The organism is Vibrio owensii (genome assembly GCF_002021755.1).
GTDB lineage: Bacteria > Pseudomonadota > Gammaproteobacteria > Enterobacterales > Vibrionaceae > Vibrio > Vibrio owensii.
In genome coordinates this window covers 1051322-1068840 of sequence record NZ_CP019960.1, presented here as the reverse complement: position 1 = coordinate 1068840, position 17519 = coordinate 1051322, and the positions used below count along the sequence as shown (strand labels likewise).

General features: G+C 46.2%; 13 protein-coding genes. 6 read left to right on the top strand and 7 right to left on the bottom strand.

What is annotated here, in order from left to right:
- Positions 1–5: 5 nt before the first annotated feature.
- Positions 6–440 carry a thioredoxin TrxC gene (gene trxC / locus A9237_RS21400; protein WP_005443913.1) on the bottom strand — a complete coding sequence of 145 codons (435 nt, stop codon included), beginning with the start codon at positions 438–440 and terminating at the stop codon, positions 6–8.
- Between the two features lie 165 nt (positions 441–605).
- Between trxC and A9237_RS21395 the strand changes: the two genes are divergently transcribed.
- Entirely contained in the window at positions 606–1703 is a 1098-nt protein-coding gene (locus A9237_RS21395) for a ketoacyl-ACP synthase III (RefSeq protein WP_009705353.1), read from the top strand.
- Positions 1704–1801: 98 nt separating this feature from the next.
- Here A9237_RS21395 and A9237_RS21390 read toward each other — a convergent pair whose 3' ends face one another.
- Both A9237_RS21390 and A9237_RS21385 read right to left on the bottom strand, forming a co-directional pair.
- On the bottom strand, positions 1802–3127 hold the full coding sequence (locus A9237_RS21390; protein ID WP_078609608.1) for a DUF1501 domain-containing protein: 1326 nt from the start codon (positions 3125–3127) through the stop codon (positions 1802–1804).
- A gap of 9 nt (positions 3128–3136) precedes the next feature.
- On the bottom strand, positions 3137–4699 hold the full coding sequence (locus A9237_RS21385) for a DUF1800 domain-containing protein (RefSeq protein WP_078609606.1): 1563 nt from the start codon (positions 4697–4699) through the stop codon (positions 3137–3139).
- A 578-nt stretch (positions 4700–5277) separates the two neighbouring features.
- Here A9237_RS21385 and A9237_RS21380 point away from each other — a divergent pair.
- Positions 5278–7746, top strand: a complete 2469-nt coding sequence (locus A9237_RS21380; RefSeq protein ID WP_078609604.1) for a hypothetical protein — start codon at positions 5278–5280, stop codon at positions 7744–7746.
- A 124-nt stretch (positions 7747–7870) separates the two neighbouring features.
- Here A9237_RS21380 and A9237_RS21375 read toward each other — a convergent pair whose 3' ends face one another.
- The gene (locus A9237_RS21375; protein ID WP_038896707.1) at positions 7871–9133 is read right to left on the bottom strand and encodes a hydroxymethylglutaryl-CoA reductase; all 1263 of its coding nucleotides are present in this window, start codon (positions 9131–9133) and stop codon (positions 7871–7873) included.
- A gap of 541 nt (positions 9134–9674) precedes the next feature.
- Positions 9675–10688 carry a helix-turn-helix domain-containing protein gene (locus A9237_RS21370; protein WP_078609602.1) on the bottom strand — a complete coding sequence of 338 codons (1014 nt, stop codon included), beginning with the start codon at positions 10686–10688 and terminating at the stop codon, positions 9675–9677.
- A gap of 149 nt (positions 10689–10837) precedes the next feature.
- Between A9237_RS21370 and A9237_RS21365 the strand changes: the two genes are divergently transcribed.
- Genes A9237_RS21365 through A9237_RS21350 form a run of 4 tightly spaced genes read left to right on the top strand, consistent with a single transcriptional unit; the run spans position 10838 to position 14769 of the window.
- The gene (locus A9237_RS21365) at positions 10838–11959 is read left to right on the top strand and encodes an HlyD family secretion protein (protein WP_078609600.1); all 1122 of its coding nucleotides are present in this window, start codon (positions 10838–10840) and stop codon (positions 11957–11959) included.
- A complete protein-coding gene (locus A9237_RS21360) occupies positions 11949–12962 on the top strand; it encodes a DUF2955 domain-containing protein (RefSeq protein WP_078609598.1) in 1014 nt (337 codons plus the stop codon). The genes A9237_RS21365 and A9237_RS21360 overlap by 11 nt, the downstream gene beginning before the upstream one ends.
- 29 nt (positions 12963–12991) lie before the next feature.
- Positions 12992–14113 carry an AI-2E family transporter gene (locus A9237_RS21355; protein ID WP_078609596.1) on the top strand — a complete coding sequence of 374 codons (1122 nt, stop codon included), beginning with the start codon at positions 12992–12994 and terminating at the stop codon, positions 14111–14113.
- Positions 14110–14769: a potassium channel family protein gene (locus A9237_RS21350; RefSeq protein ID WP_009705362.1), complete on the top strand. Its 660-nt coding sequence runs from the start codon at positions 14110–14112 to the stop codon at positions 14767–14769. Before A9237_RS21355 ends, A9237_RS21350 begins: the two co-directional genes overlap by 4 nt.
- A gap of 67 nt (positions 14770–14836) precedes the next feature.
- Here A9237_RS21350 and manA read toward each other — a convergent pair whose 3' ends face one another.
- Both manA and uhpC read right to left on the bottom strand, forming a co-directional pair.
- Positions 14837–16060, bottom strand: coding sequence for a mannose-6-phosphate isomerase, class I (gene manA / locus A9237_RS21345; protein ID WP_078609595.1), 1224 nt, complete (start codon positions 16058–16060; stop codon positions 14837–14839).
- 118 nt (positions 16061–16178) lie between these two features.
- Complete coding sequence (gene uhpC / locus A9237_RS21340) at positions 16179–17519, bottom strand: MFS transporter family glucose-6-phosphate receptor UhpC (RefSeq protein WP_078609593.1); 1341 nt, start codon at positions 17517–17519, stop codon at positions 16179–16181.

Below are 17519 nucleotides of genomic sequence, written 5' to 3'. Positions count from 1 at the left end.
AGGATTTATTTGCTAAGTGCTTGATTTAACCATTGATCGAATTGAGTCTTCGGTAGGGCGCCGTTGATCATATCCACGCGCTGGCCATTCTTGAAAACCATAATGGTTGGGATGCTACGAATACCAAATTGAGCGGCAAGCTGCTGTTGCGCTTCGGTATCAATCTTGACAAAACGAGCGTTTCCGGTCTGTTCTTGTGCCACATCCGAGAAAACAGGCGCAAAACCAACACATGGATTGCACCATGGTGCCCAAAAATCCACCACAACTGGCGTGTTACTTTCTAGCAGCGCCGAGAAGTTATCGACAGTGCCTTCTATCGGTGCGCCATCAAACAGGGCGTTTTTGCATTTACCGCAACTTGCAGCTTCTGCAACTCGCTCATTAGGGACACGATTTAAACCGCCACAAGACGGGCAACGAGTTTTAAACGATGACATGACTTCTTCCTTTATGACAACTTGATGAAAACATGACTTACCAGTCAGCCTCATAATTTGTATACTTATTTTTTAGCCTGCCGAATTATAAGACGGCAAGTCTGTATTTGGACCCGAACAGGTTCTAAGAAATTTCATTAAAATACAACAATAAATAGGTCTGCGATGACAAATTACTACGCTGAAATTACCGGTTGGGGAAAATGTCTTCCACCAGCCACGCTCTCTAACGATGACCTTAGCACTTTCCTTGAAACTTCAGATGAATGGATTCGCACCCGTACTGGTATTGAAAACCGTCGCATCAGCCACGTAAACACGTCTGACATGGCAACGGTAGCCGCGCAACACGCGATGGCTCGTGCAGGTGTAGAAGCGAGTGACATCGACCTAATCATTGTTGCGACATGCTCTCCTGACTCTCTTATTCCAAACATTGCTTCTAAGGTTCAGCAAAACCTTGGTATTCGCTCTGCTGCGGCATTCGATTTAAACGCGGCATGTACTGGCTTCGTGTACGGCCTAGAAACAGGCACACGTTTGATTCAATCGGGCAACTACCGAAACGCAATCATTATTGGTGCTGAGCGTCTTTCTTTCTACATCGACTGGGCAATGCGCGATACTGCTGTACTGTTCGGCGATGGTGCAGGGGCCGTTGTTCTGACTCGTACAGAGCAAGAAACTGGTCTACTGCAATCGCAAATTGGTTGTGATGCAAAAGGGCGCGACATCCTTTCTGTACCTAAGTTTGGTACATGCATGGATCGCTTTGCGGAAGACAACGGTTACTGGGACTTCAACTTTGTAGGTCAAGAGATCTTCAAACGCGCCGTAAAAGGCATGGGTCTAGCGGCGAAAACGGTTTTGAAAGCTTCAGAACTAACCACAGATCAAATCGACGTGGTAATCCCGCACCAAGCAAACATCCGTATTATCCAAACGCTGTGTGACCTTTCTGGTATCCCACAAGAAAAAGCGTTTGTGAACATCCAAAACTACGGCAACACTTCGGCAGCGACGGTGCCAATCGCATTGTGTGAAGCGCTAGAACAAGGCCGTGTTAAGCCAGGTGACAACATGTTGTTAGCAGCGTTCGGTGCTGGTCTAACATGGGGGGCCGCTGTGTTGAAGTGGGGTGACCGCGTAACGCCAATTGCTGAAAGTGACGCTGCGCTACCTGAGAGTGACAAGTCTGCACTTGAGCTACTAGAGCGCGCTATTAAGCTTTGTAATGAACGCCCACGTGGTGAAGATGCATAACTAGCGCTGGCGGCTAACTGGTCAAAACAACTAACAAGCAAAAGGGAGCCTAACGCTCCCTTTTGTGCCTATCTCACACGTGTTAAGGCATAAAGGCGTTACGACATAAAGCCGAGGTTTGATGAAGAGAAGTTTCGGATGTTGGGGAACACGTAATCTAACGCTGCGCCATCGGTAATGCCCATCCATTGTGCGAGTGTTGCGCCCACTTGATCAGTACCGATTTTCGGAATCAAACGTCCTTTCGAGTAATCATCTTCGCCATCCAGTACCAATTCAGGCCATGTTCCAATTGGCTTCGACCCGTTAACCGCGCCACCCATAATAAACTGATGTCCGCCCCAACCATGGTCTGTACCGTTACCGTTGTTTGTCATGCGGCGACCAAAGTCAGACATGGTAAATGTAGTGACATTGTCACGCAATTCAAGTGCGTCGATTGCTCTATACATAGCAAACAGGTTTGTCGCTAAGTCTCCCAACAACGCAGGGTGTTTCGACAGTTGCGAATCATGGACGTCATAACCAGTATGTTTAACGAAGAACACTTGCTGCTGTTGATTCAAGTGACTTTGGCTCGCAATCAATTTGTAGACCGTCTGCATTTGCTTACCGAGCGTGGTAGAGGAAAAGAGCGGTGCATCTTCTACATTGTGCAGTTGCTCTGCCAACACGCCACTCATGGTCATAGACTCATCAACCATTAGGTTGAAATGACCACTGAATGGATTATTAGAAGCCGTCGCCAACAGTTGTTCATAGACCTCTTTGTAAAGTGGATTGCCAATCGCGCTCAGCTGAACGGCTCGGTCTTTCTTAAGCACGGTTTGTCGGTGTTCAAGGGAGCGTAGCCACAAGGAGTCACCATGAACACTGTACAGCGGCGTAATCTCTGAGTGGGAGCTCATGACATCAAGCATTCTTCCTGCCCAGCCAAGGTTTGTGAACGTATTCATGCCGCCTCGCATTAAGGTGTTGCTTTGCGAGTTGTGAGAAAAGAGCTGATCAGGCAAAGCAACCTCACCAGATTCAATCATCTGTTTGGTCATGGGCTGCTCAAGGACACCACTGTTAAGCACGACAGTGGCATCACCGTTATCGAACATTTCAGCCAGTCGAGCTAACTTTGGATGCATACCCAAGGGTACCGTATTGCCTTGGTTGTCTGTGGCATTTAGCCCAATAGGGATGATGCTGTTTTTGGAAACAGAGAGTTTGCCTCTCACATTGGCATATTGGTCGTAATGGAAGTCGGACAAGGGCAGGAACGTATTAATAGCATCATTACCGCCAGACAAATACACACAGATAAGTGCACGAAAATCATTGGTTGGTGAAGCCATTGCGTAACCCGGTAAACCCACGGAAGCCATAGCACCCAAAGAAGCCGTACTTTTCATAAAATTGCGTCGTGAAAGTTTCATAAGTCGCTCCTAATTTTGAATGTAGAATTCGCTGCCAGAAATCGCGGTGAAAATCACTAAGGCAAGTTTGGTGGTGGGAACATAGTTGGTTTGGTATTTGTTGAGTGCGTTGTGCATGATTTGTTTTAGCTGCGGAGAAGCCGTGCCCGCAAAGAAACGCACATCGATGGCCTCAACCAATGCCTCATGATCATCAAGCAACTCGTACAACTCAGTTATATCCAATGAGTAAGTAGAGCCAGAACCTTTACGGACGCTGTAAAGCATGAAGTTAACCAACTCTGTATATACCGACCAATCCAATAGTTCGTACTCAGGCGAAACCATTCCGGTAAACACAAAGTCGGCCGAAGGCTGATAATCGGGTGAATAGAAGTTAAACACAGAGGGTGACCTTAATGGTCCTTGATTGGCGATGTTCATCAACGATACCGCGCCATCGTATCGTGCAGCGTCGAGTGTAAAGCCCGCCGCGCGATGGAAATTGGTGAGCACCAAGATTGGCTCTTTTACTTTTATTGGGCGAATGGATGTTTTCCCGCGAGCCTCATCATCAAGCAAGATCGCTCGGATGACAGCATTCAAATCGCCCTTCACATCATTGCCGTTGTTATTGAACACGGTTGCAACTCTTGCAATGTATTCTGGTGTTGGATTAGAGGTCACAAAGCGTTGGATGAGCAACTTAGAGACAAACGGCCCGATATTGTCGTGACTCATCAAAATATCAATGACACGTTCCAAATCTTCTTCGGCGGTCAGTCCCGCAGGGATCTTGCTACCGAGTACGTGTTTTTCACCAGTGTCGTGGCGGTTTTTAATCACGCGCATAGGCTTCACAAACGCGGTGTCTGACTTGTTCCAACCCGTCAGCGCGCGAGCGAGTTCTTGTATGTCTGTTTGTGTGTAGGTCGCGAGCGCATGCCCAGTTTCTAAATCGTATTTGACGCTACCGTCTAAGTTCAATTGATACAAACCGATGGTGAACAGTTGCATCAATTCACGAGCAAAGTTTTCATCTGGCAGTGCACCTGTCGCCGCGTTTGCTTTTGCGCTTCCCATCATCGACAAATAGTTTCCCATGGCAGGGTGCATAGCGGTTTTTAGCAACAAGTCACGATAGTTGCCAAAGGCATTTTCGACCAGTAAGTCATAATAATTGACCAGACTTTCCGGCTTGCTACCTAGTAGGCCGCCATATCGGGATACGACGAGCACTTGGCTAAGAGCAAAGGCCATTCTTTGTCTGAGTTGATCTTCGGAAGTGAGGACGATTTGATACCAAGCGTTTTCTCGGTTTGCTTGTGCCCCTTTACTAAAAGGCGTGAAGTAAAGATCACTGTGATAAGTTGGAGGGAGAAGTATTTGTTCTGTAATCCAATCCTCGTAATTGGTTTGATTTATTTGGTCGATTAAAGCAGGAGTGGGACCAAATGTGGTTTGATATAGAAAGCGTGCAGTTGGTAGATCTGGGTCGTCTTCGTCCGCCGATACTGGTCCTACAAAAAACAACAGCATGGCAACAAAACCTAGCACCCAACAAGAAATCTCATTCTGTTTCTGACGTCTCATAGTTAACTCGCTTACCCAAAGGAACGACTTAAATCCATTTAACGGGAGTAAAATGAAGCTCATAGTGAGCTGTAAAATAAAGTAACGAAATCAAGCAGCTGCAGAGCGGAGTATAGACGGGAAAATTCACTAACAAAGTATGATTTCTCAGAAAATAATCTGGATTGAAAAACGTAGGTTCACGTTTGGCTTGATAAATGCCTGATAGATAAGCGCCAAAACTGCCTTGTTAAACTTCAAATTAATTATGAAATTTTTAAGCAAGCTTTCATGTTTTGCCTGTTTTTATCATTCGAACGCTCAATGGTTGGCTTGTTGATATATCACTTAGTTTGGTTGAAATGAGCCTTTAAAGAAATTGGATCTAAAAAAACATGCCAGAGTGATTACTTTACTGATCGATCTATTAATTAAGTTGCATAAAGCGTGAATAAGCTCACGATTGTACATAAATTGCACAAATAAATGCGATCAATAGCTAACATTTACCGGGTCGATGAGTTCGACACAGTTCAATCCGCAGCTAGTAAAGAGGAGAGGTAATAGCTGCACCATAAATGTTGGATAGGAGAGCACACATGGAAGCTCGCAAAACTATGCTCGCTGTTGTTATTGCATCTACGGTCGCTGCGTGTGGCAGTGATGATAATGATGAGAGCGCCAGTCAAACGTACACACTTAATGGTACCGTCGTAGATGGGTACATCTATAACGCCTTAGTCTGGATGGACATCGATAGAGATGGTGAGCCAGACGCCGATGAACCTCAGGCAAATACTGGCCTTGATGGTACATATTCATTTCAAATCTCAGAACAACAAAAGGACGCCTTAGTGGGTGTGCCGATTTTGGCTCAGTTAACGAACGATTCTGTCGATGTGGGGACTGAACCCCCAACCACGATGGAAGAATTAGAGCAGAAAATCGTTGCCAATGAAGCAGAAAAGGTCTTTGAAGATGCTGAAGATGGACACGCCATTGTTCTTGGGATGCCACCTTTAACACAAGCCGACTTTGATGATCTTGAAGACGGTGAACTCGATGGTCAGGTCATCAACCCTTTTACTACCCAAGTTCATGAAGAGCTGACATCTCGAGTAAGCGCCGTTCTGGAAGATCAAAACCTCGATGAGTTGAGTGATGAGGAAATAGGAGCGCTGCTTGTAGCGCTTGGAAGCCTAGTGAACCAAGCAATTGACGACGCAGTCGACGAGTTAAAAGAAGAGCTCGAAGATAGCACCTTGACCGATGAAGAACTTAAAGACCGTTTGATGGGGGATTTTATCGCTGAAGGCGACACAGGCGAAATCCTCGAACTAGCCGAAAGTAAAGTCGACGAGCGCGTATCGGATGAGCGAGTTGCCGAAGAGCTAGAAGATGAATACCCGGATGGTAAGGTTACCCATTACTCGTATACAGACAGCTACTATGGCACGCCGGACAACATGGATATCTCATTGGATTTCACGGTAGAGGGTAGTGAAACAGAGATCCTCGATGAAACCGCGAACACATTGACCTATCAAGCTACGGCTACAGAATATTATCAACGAGCCGGTGTAAAAACGGTGTTCAGTACATTTACAGAGGAAGCGGTGCAGAACCTCGATGACGGTACCTTCACGGCCAAGATAACGTTTAAAGCTGACTTGAACTTCGATGGCGAGTTTGATTTTACCAGCCACGTATATGATGTTGGTGTCGCAGATGAGGGGGAGACTCGCGGTCAGTGGGAATTTACCCGTTACGTTGATGAATCCAACCCGGCCGATTCTGGTGGTGACAGCGTCACTACGGATGATCCAGAACGTGAGTTAAGCTACAGCACGGTGGATTTGTTTGCAGAAGCGATCATGGCCGGCGATATGTCTGGTGTGGACTTACTTCAAACCATGGTTGAGGTAGAAGAAACAACGGCAGATTATGATTACGAATCTCGTGAATTTAAAGAGTATGACCTAGACGCTGCAGTTCCTCTAGAAGCGGCCACCTATGCGCAAGTTCGTGAACGATGGGACTATGTGGATGGTGGTAACAAAGAAGTCATCATGCACGACTGGGATGCAGACGGTTCAGTTAATGAAACGACAACAAGTATGAATAATGCCGATGGCTCCGAGTCATACATGAAAGCAGGCCCGGTTTGGAACTGGGATGGTTCAGTTAGCTTCGAATACCAAGTCAATTATTGGGAAGAATATACCTATACCAAAGGTGTCAACGACGACAGTCAGAAAATCGAAACGAGTGTCGGTGGCAAATATATTCTCGATGAAGCGAACGCGATCAAAAAAGTCGATGAAAATGGCGATGGTATGATGTTCAACCGTTGGGACGAAGTGAAAACCTATTGGTCAGAGACAGATATTCGTACTCATGTTGAATGGCAACACTTTGCAATTGAAGGGTATGACTACACCTTTAATGATGGTGGACAAAAATACAGTACCCTAATCAACGACAATTACACCGGTTATCCTGAGTATGTCGGTCCTTATATTGAAGACTTAGACGAACTGGTCGACGGTTGGATCGAAGAAGGACTGTCTGAACAAGCGATATGGTTGCGAGTGATTGGAGAGTCTATCCGTGGCGTGAGCCGCAGTGAAGGTTACGATTACTGCGAGGTCAATGAGACTGGTGCATCAGTCAATGCCGCGTTGTTGGCGTCGGAGCTAACAAACTGTGGTGGCCTACAGCCATTAACGGCGGATGACGTTGTCGATTCAAGACTGACGAGACGCAAAGGAAACGGAGTCGAAGTTCGTTTCTGGGACATCTATGAAGGTGGTATGGCGGATCGCGAGACTTGGAAAGCCGATGGCAATACTGAAAACCTCGGTTGGGATTGGAGTATCACCTCAGAAGGTTACTTAAGGTTAAGTAAAGGAGACGATTTTGTCCGTTTGATTGCGCCTTACTTCAAAGGTGAATATGGCGCTGCCGTTATTATCTTTGACGAGTACTCAGATACAAGTATGAACGAAATGTGGAGTACGTATTTTGTTGATACTGTGGATTTATACATACCACCGCAACCAGAGTAAAAAAGCCAAGGTGTTTGCAGCATCAATAACGAAATAAGCACAAGAGCTTAAACTAAAAAGCCGCTCACTCATAGTATTAACACGAGTGCGCGGCTTTTGGTTTTAACGGTTTAGGCTGAACGGTTTATTTTCTCGCTAGCTTGTGATGCGCTCTAGAAAAATGATCGGCACAGAATGCACCAACAATGGAAAGCTCACCTGCCAAGCATAAACCTGCAGCGACTTCTGCTAACGCCTTTGCTTTGCCATTGCCGTGCAAGCCAAGGATATCCAAACACGCTTTTTGCGTTGGTAAGCCAGTACCACCACCAACGGTGCCAACCATGATGTTTGGTAAAGTGACAGAGGTATACAGGTTGCCGTGAGAATCCACATCCATTCTAGTAATACCAACCGCAGATTCTGCAACGCACGCTGCATCTTGCCCGCAGGCGATGTACAGAGCGGTGAGGGCATTGGCGTAGTGCGCATTGATACCGATAGTGCCGCTTAGTAATCCACCTACAGTATTCATTTTGCCAAATTTCACCATCGCCTCTGGTGTGGTGTGCAGGTATTTCTCGACCAAAGCTGCAGGAATCGTCACTTCAGCTGACACTTTTTTACCGCGCACAGAGCGTAAAGTGTGGGCGTTGGCTTTTTTATCACCAGACAAGTTACCGTCTAGATAAGCATCAACCGGTGCTACCGGGCTGTGTTCAAGAATGTAATGGAAGACTTTGTGTGTCGCGATGGTCACCATGTTTTGACCAGATGCGTCGCCAGTTACGTATTCAAACACCAAGTAAACATGATTACCTTCGATGTTGACGTTGATGTCTTTAAGCTTGCCGTGCGTGGTGGTGGATTCCGCTTCTTTACGGAAGATATCGTATTGAGTGACCACCCAACTGACGAACTGCGCGGCTTCTGCAAGTGATTGGAAACCAAACACGGGAGTACGACTCACGCCTTCGCTGATCAAAAGCGTACTTGCGCCACCAGCTGCGGTAATCAAGTTCGCGCCGCGGTTATAAGAGGCAACGAGCGCGGCTTCTGTTGTTGCGAGTGGTACTAGGTAGTCGTCATTCGCGAACAAGCCGTTAATACGTAGAGGCCCAGCAACACCGACAGGGACGTTAACAGTACCAATAAAGTGTTCAATGTTGTTGGCGTATTGGTCGTAATGCGATTGTGTGAAAGGATCCAGAAGAAGATCTTTGTCCGTCATGGATTCGAGTACTTTCCAACGGCGTTCAATGTGCTTTTCCGTCAGACCCGCACTGAGGCAAAGTTTCTTTTCTGGCTTGTGGTATTTCGGTTCTAATGCCGATTGTACTTTTTCGCAGGTTTCATTATCAGAGAGTGCAGAGCTATTCCTTGCGCTGTCTAAATTTAATTTCGGCATACAAACGTTTCTTTATTCATTTGGTTTGGAATTGTAGTGATACAAAACGTGATTACAATCCCGCGTATACGTTTTGCAACAAAAGGCTGCTCAGCTTCAAACTGATGAACATTCGGCTTGACCAATAGATAGAGCGTTATCCATTGGCTGACAAAAACGACATTTGGGCTAACCAATACAGTAGGTTATTGAAAATTCGACAAAAGCTAATATGGAAGCGGGACTGAGAAGTAAAACGCAATAAACAAACCACTTAATTTCTTCTCATTGTAAAAATTGTGCAAAGTGGGCGAACTACTCTAATTTGAGACTTCAAATAATGAGATTGGAATGTGGTTGTGTGGCGTAAAATGGTAAATAACTTGGTTCGCGCCACGGCATAATAGCCCCACGTTTTCAATTGAGGGTAACGTATGATTGTTTACTTTCGAGTTCAGGACGTAGAAGTGCTGTGTGATGAAATAGACCTCGCAACACTGATGCAAGCCAAGCTCAAACAATTACCAAGTACCAAGCCTCAAATGGACTGAGCAGTATAACGTCACGAAGTGCTGGATGCGTTCAGCGCAATAGATTGTTTATACACTTTAGGAGATAACCCGGACACTCTTTTAAAGGCGCGCGAAAAGTGCGAAATACTGGTGTAACCAAGTTGATTGGATATATAAGTGAGAGAGTGTCCTTCTTCCATCAATTCGCAAGAAACAGAGAACATCAATGACTCTTTAATATGCCGAAAAGAAGTGCCTTCATTCTTTAACTTTCTTTGAAAGGTTCGAACAGAATAGCTCAGCAACTGAGCCGCTTCTTCTATCGACAAATTACGCTCTCGCACATAAGGGCGCAGGAGTTCAAACACGCTATCGGTAAAACTTGTATGCCACTGGATCTGACTCGGTTCAGCGCCTAACTGTGAGTCCGATATTTGGATTGGTACGTTAAGAATGTCCGCGGGAATGTAAACACCGGTCTTCTCTTGACCCACAAATATCTGGCACTGGCTAGGAACAACACTTTTTACGATATCGCTGTTGCTGCCTTGCAGGCGTACCTTGCTTGGATACCAAGCGGTTTTGGTCAAAATGCTAATGAGCTCGATGATGTAAATCACAGCAAATGCTTCAGACCAGTTAGCGATTTGCGTGTCTTTCTGTTCCGAACATCGACAGAACCAGGCGTGGCCATGATGGGTTTCGAAAGAAACGTTACTGCCAGGCGAGTCTAAACTGAAGATTTCATCAATGTGCTGCATTGAATCGCCGATGGTTTTAAATGGTACAAACTGATGCAAGACATTGGGTATAACGCGGCGACGAAAGACTAACACCAATAAGTCGGTGAATTTCGTTACGCCAAGTTGGGAAGAAGTGAGATGAATTAAACGTTTTATCGATTCAGACGGAATGTAGTCGCTCTCGGTTTGGAATAAGTCCGCAGGTAAGCCAGCGTCACTAAGTAGCTTATGCTTGTCCAAGCCATAGTCAGCAAAGACTTCAACCAGAATACGAGCATAGTTAGTCTGAATGACAGGTAGATGAAACGTTTGATTTGGCATTTTGGCGGATACTCCTTTATCACTTTTTTATCTTAGCGCATAACGCACGGTTTTAGATATAGCTCGCTATTTATTATTCAATTAATTGAAGGTTGAGCAGGACGGTATATTCTTAAAATGTTCAATCTATTCAATGGCAAGGGGATAACATGTCCGAGAACGAAAAACAAAAACAGCCAACGGAAGTGGCAGAAAACAAAGAGACGAATAAAAAAGACAAAGTAAAGACGGTCACCAACTATTTGCTTTTGTTTATAGTCGTCATGCTCGGGTTCAGCATTGTGTCAGACCGCATCATTCCAGTGACTGACAATGCACGCGTCAAAGGCTATATCGTGCCGATAAAACCTCAGGTTTCTGGCAACGTTTTAGATATTAAGGTTCGTCCGAACCAACTTGTTGCAGAGGGTGATGAGCTCGCCGTTCTCGACAAATCAGATTATGAAATTGCAGTAAAGCAAGCTGAAGAGAATCTGGAAATTGCTGGGCAGAACGTTGGTGCACAAACCGCATCAATCGCATCGGCTCAAGCAAGGTTAACTTCTGCGATTGTTGAACGCCAAAACACTGAAGCGCAAGCCAACCGTGTTCTTGCCATGGCAGAGAAAGGCGTAGTGTCGAAATCGGATGCAGATAAAGCACGAGCATCATTGGCAACCGCGAGAGCGAACGTAGTAAATGCAGAAGCGGATCTTGAAAAAGCGAAACAACAACTTGGCGCAGAAGGTGAAGAAAACAGCCAAGTTAAAGCGGCATTGCTGGCTCTTGAGCAAGCTCAACTGAACTTAGAACGTACAGTGATTCGTGCGCCAACTCAAGGTGGTGTTTCGAACTTCAGCTTAACCGAAGGCTTCTACGCTTCAGCAGGCCAGCCAATCATGACGTTTGTGTCGACAGAAGACATCTGGATAGAAGCATACTTTCGTGAAAACAGTTTAGGCAACGTCAGCATTGGTGACGAAGTAGAAATCGCCCTCGATTTTGTTCCTGGCAAAGTAATCAAAGGCAAAGTCAGCAGCATCGACTGGGGTGTCGATTGGGGACAAAACCAACAAGCGGGCAAGCTCGCGCAAGCAAACCAACAAACAGGATGGTTACGCCAAACGCAAATGTTACCAATCGCCATCGAGTTTGATCGTCAAGAAGTAACGGGAATGCTACGCGTTGGCGGTCAAGCAGACGTGATTGTTTACAGTGGTGACAACTTCGTGTTCAACACCCTTGGCAAACTTTGGATTCGTCTACTGAGCGTACTGTCTTATGTCCGATAATCTGAGCATTGATAACGCAACTCAACGCCGGATTCTGCGCTTCACCATAGGTGTAGGTCTGGCGGTGTTTCTCGCTGCTTGGATTAATTGGCAACTGGCGTTTGTCGCGCCGGTATTTACCGCGAAGTTTTTGGTCGATAAGCCAAACCTTCATAGAGAAACGATTTACGAGTTGCTGCTGGCATTGATTGCCACCATGGGATTGGGACTGCTTCTTTCAGGAGGCATTACTCAGTACCCAATTGTTCTACTGATTGCCGTCGGTTTGATGATGGCATGGGGTTACTACTTGTTTACTGACCCCAAATGGAATCTGTTCGCGACCATTTTGTTGATTGCGGTGTTGATGTTGCCGTTTATGGCAATCAATAACCCTGCGATTTCTGTTGTGCTCGCGAGTGGCTTAGCGATTTCTGGTGCAGTATCGGTGGCGATTTTTGCTTTGGTTCATATTTACCTACCAGAGCCAGAAAGTGAGTTCGCCGGTTATGCGGCTCCACCAATTGGTAAAGAACAACGTTGGCATGCGTCATTTCGAGCCATGTTGATTTCGTTCCCTGTGGTGTGCTTCTTCTTTGTCTTTCAGATTTCAGAAGCGTTGCTCACCATGATGTTTGTCGCGTTGCTGTCTTTGATGATTACCTCAGAGAAGTCAGTCAAATTAAGCGCGTTCTTAATCATCAGTAACGGTATCGGCGGGATACTTGCCATCTTGGCTTTCTCGATTCTCGCCATTGTGCCAAGCATATTCTTTTACACCGCCTTTATTGCGTTATTGGCGGTAGTGATAGGGAAGAAGATTTACACCGTGCCAGAGAAGGCACCGATATTCGCCACGGCGTTCAGTACCTTGCTTGTCTTAATCGGCAGCACGCTAATGAGCTCTGGCGACATCGACAGCAATACATTTATCCGAATCTTCCAATTGGTGTTGGTCGGGACGTACATGATCCTCGCATCACTCTTTTTGGAAACCCGACAATGGAAGTTTTTGCAAACATAACACTTAACAGACGGTGAAAAGGTAACGCTATGAAAGCTTCAAATGATTTCTCTAAACAGGCGATAGACGCCGCTATCAAGATCGGAGCCGTAGCGTTACTGATCTGGTGGTGTTTCTCTATCCTCAGTCCATTCATTATGTTGGTTGTGTGGGGCGGTATTATTGCCATCGCGCTCTACCCAGTCATGATGTCCCTTCACAATCGCTTAGGTATCTCAAAAGGTAAGGCGAGTGCGCTCCTCAGCACTATTGGTGTGCTGTTACTTTTAATCCCACTTATCGCGCTCTCATCCGGTCTTTATACCAGTGGTACCGAGGTCGTCACTGGGTTGCAAGATGGCACCTTAGTTGTACCCAAGCCGCAAGAAAGCCTGAAAGAGATCCCTGTGGTGGGCGATAAGCTGTTCGTAGCGATTAACTACGCATCGACCAACATGGAAGGCTTCTTGGTTAAGTATGGCGAGCAAGTGAAAGGCTTCCTTTCTCAAGCGGCATCTATTGTTGGCTCGGTAAGTGGTGGTTTCATCCAGTTCATTATTTCGACCATGATTGCAGGTGCGTTCATGAGCAATGCTGAAGTGTGCCAGAAAGGCTTTACCAAGCTGGCTGACCGCCTCACCAACAAGAAAGGCGAAGCGTTGGTTGATCTTTCAAAATCGACCGTTCGCAGCGTGGTTCAAGGTGTGATTGGCGTTGCGCTGATTCAATCTGTCATGGCGGGTGTTGGTATGGTCGCGGTTGGCGTTCCTGCTGCTGCGCTTTGGATGGTTGCCGTGATTCTGATTGCGATTGTTCAGCTGCCTCCGATTCTGGCATTGATTCCTGCGATTATTTACGTGTTTAGCGTCGAATCAACACTGGTTGCTGGCATCTTCCTCGTTTGGTGTATTTTGGTGAGCGCAAGTGATGCGGTACTGAAACCTGTTCTTCTAAGCCGTGGTTCTGACACACCGATGCTTGTGACACTGTTGGGTGCACTGGGTGGTATGGCAATGTCTGGTATCGTTGGTCTGTTTGTTGGTGCCGTGGTACTGAGTCTGACTTACCAGTTGATGGTGAACTGGTTAGATGAAGATGACACTGAAGCAAACAAAGCACTGAGCATGGACCAAAAAGCGAAGGAGGAAGACAAAGTAGAGGTGGCATCATGAAACCGATGACCAGGGAAGATAACTTCTACTTTTTGTTTTTCGCACTCATTGCGTTGTTTTTTGGCTGTGCTGTGATGCATCAGTTTTATCCAGATGGGCAGGAGTTTGTTCTTGCTCTTTTGGTGGTGACACTAGGTGCTTCGATTGCTGGTATCAATAAGAAGAACAAAACCAACCGAACATGGTATGGCGTGTTACTGATTGTGGCCGTCATCTCCTATGGGATGTCGTTCTTAGAGCATTTAGATCTGTCCATTTTGACGCTAGGTGCGTTATTGGTGTTCTTGTTTTCGCACATATACTCGGCGCTAAAGCAGGTAGTATTAACCAAGTCGGTAACGACAAACCACATTATCGGTTCGATTTGTATCTATCTGCTACTAGGGCTTGCGTGGGCGGTGATTTACTTGTTGGTGTTGGAGTTCTTCCCGAGCTCTTTCACAGGACTAGAAGCAAAACCTTGGCTGTCGAACTTGTTTAATGCTTTGTACTTTAGCTTTATCACATTAACGACGGTCGGCTATGGTGACATTTCACCGACGGTTCCGGTGGCTCAATTCTTCGTTTTCTTCGAGGCGATAGTAGGGAGCTTTTACTTAGCCATCATGGTGGCAAGTTTGGTGAGTATTCGTTTGGCTCAAGCACAGAGTGAGTAAACAAATGAATGGTTTGAATGGCGGAGCTGAAAAGTCTCCGCCATTTTTGTTTTAAGAGGAAATGAACTTAGCCATTAAATGCACGAGCTACGCGACCTTCACAACGGATCGTGTAGCTACCCACATAAGCAGGGATGAAAGCCGATTGCCCTTTGCCAAGCACCAATGTTTCGCCGCTTTCTGCAAGCAGCGTTACGTCCGCATCGATTGGCATTAAGATTTCTGCACTGGTCATCTCGACTTGTTGATCTTTTGGCTCTTGGAAGACAGAGAACTTGAAGTCTTGTACAGGGACAGGGAAGTTGTGCTCACAGCCGTTGACTGCTGCTTTGGTTAGTAGCGTGTTCATCGGTTTTGGAATAAAGTCGGTACACTTAACCAGTTCTTCCACATCCATATGTTTTGGTGTTAACCCAGCGCGAAGTACGTTGTCTGAGTTCGCCATGATTTCCAGACCAGTGCCTTTGATGTAAGCATGAGGCGTTCTCGCGCTTAAGAACATGGCTTCACCGGGTTTAAGCGTAATAACATTCAGCAGCAATGGGGCAAACAAACCCACGTCATTCGGGTACTGAGCAGCAAGGTCTAAAATCAACTCGCACACAGGGCGTGCTTGGCTGGCTGCTGCGTAACTTAGTAAGTGATCCACGGCGTTAATCTTGCGCGCTTCTTCCATGGAAAGAATCTCCACAAAGAAGTGACACAAGCCGTCTTGGTTGGGATTGCGTTCAAATTGCTCTAGGTAACCGTTAATCTCTGGAATGTCACACAGACGGAACTGAGCGATGATTTCATCAAAGGGACGAAAGCCGTTCATCGCTTGATATTCCGTTAGGGCGTAAACCAGTTCTGGCTTGTGGTTGGCATCTTTGTAATTCCGATTAAATGCACTCAGCGGTACAGCTAACTCTTGTTCTTGTGCATAACCGAGCTCTGCATCTTGCTTGTTTGGGTGCACTTGAATAGACAAGGCTTTATCCGCCGAAAGAATCTTGAAGAGGAAAGGTAGGTCACCAAATTCTTCAGCCGTGCTTTGGGATAGAAACGCTGACGGATCTTGTTTGATCAATTCTGATAGCGAAACAGCTGTATTTGAAGCGCCAGTGTTTCCTTGTGTAACGATAGAGCAACCATTCGGATGCGTACCCATCCAAACCTCGGCTTGAGGTTGCTGAGCTTCGTTAGCAAAGCCAAACAAATTGTGGATAGCAGTGCGGCTTCCCCAGTCGTAGTTTTGGATCTTATTGTCCATTTTGAAGAAGCATTTTGATGAAATAGTATTCGAATTCATGAATTTTACCCGTAGAAAACCCTCCGAACTGAATCGGAAGCAAAAAATAGTGGAGATTGGACGGGTGAGCGGTTAACTCACCCTGAGAGGTGTAGAAGTGGCTTCTACAATGATGTGTCTACAACCTAAGCTTGGGAGCGAGCGGCTTTCTTGAAGGTTGAGCCTGTAAGAATGGCAATAACAACAAGCCAATAACGGCTGCGCATACCGAGATGGTGATAAAGAATCCAGTCCAGCTGTATTCTTCAAGAATCAATGCCAATGGGTAGCCAGAAAGTGCGGCACCCATGTAGGCAAACAAACCAACAAAGCCCGTTGCTGCACCAGCGGAATCTTTGTGTGAACATTCCGCTGCTGCCATTCCGATCAACATTTGTGGACCAAATACGAAGAAACCAATTGAGAATAGCCCAGCAGCTTGGAACGCAAAGTTAGTTAACGGCATCAACCACAGTGCGGCAACAGATAAGAATATACCAGCGGCAAACAATAGGTTCATTGGACCTCGGTTACCACCGAACAGTTTATCCGAGCCCCAACCAGCTACCAGAGAACCAACAAAGCCACCGATTTCAAACATCGACAATGCGGCGTTGGCATTGATTAGGCTGTAGTGGTGTTGCTCTGTCAGGTACAAGTTCCCCCAGTCATTGATAGCGGTGCGCACGATGTAAACCAGAACATAACTGAACGCGAGCAACCAAATATACTTGTTGTTGAACACGTATTGTTTGAGGATTTCTTTATAACTCAGACCTTGCCCGTGATTTTCTTGCGTCAGTTCTAACTTGTCATCACGCCATTGACCAACCGTTGGTAGCCCTTGAGTGGTCGGTTTATCGCGCAAACGCCAACAAACAACCACACCAAGAATCACGCCGATAACGCCCGGTACGATAAAGCCTTCTCGCCAGCTGTAATGGAATGTAAGAAATCCAACGAGTAGGGGAATTAAAGCGCCGCCTACGTTATGGGCGGTGTTCCAAATTGCCCACAAGAAACCACGTTCTGAGCGCGAATACCACGTCGTAAGTAACTTAGAGCACGAAGGCCAGCCCCAACCTTGGAACCAAGCGTTCATCACCCAAAGAGCAGCGAGTGCAACCAAAGAGCTAGAGAAGCCAAACGCGATATTGATAAGGCCCGTCGCGATTAAACCGACACCCATGAAAAAGCGAGGGTTAGAACGGTCAGAAATGGTGCCCGAGATAAACTTCGATAAACCATAGGTGATGTAGAAAAGCGTACCTATCATACCGATATCGGCTTTATCTAAACCTAAATCAGCAATCATCGCGGGTGCAGCGTAGTTGAATGTTTTACGAGTGAAGTAAAAGCCCGCATAACCAAGATACATACCCAGCATGATGTGCAGACGCCAATAGCGATAGCGTTGATCCACTTGGTCTTTGCTAAGGGGAGCTTGGTTGTAGCTCGGAGACTGAAATAATCCAAACAT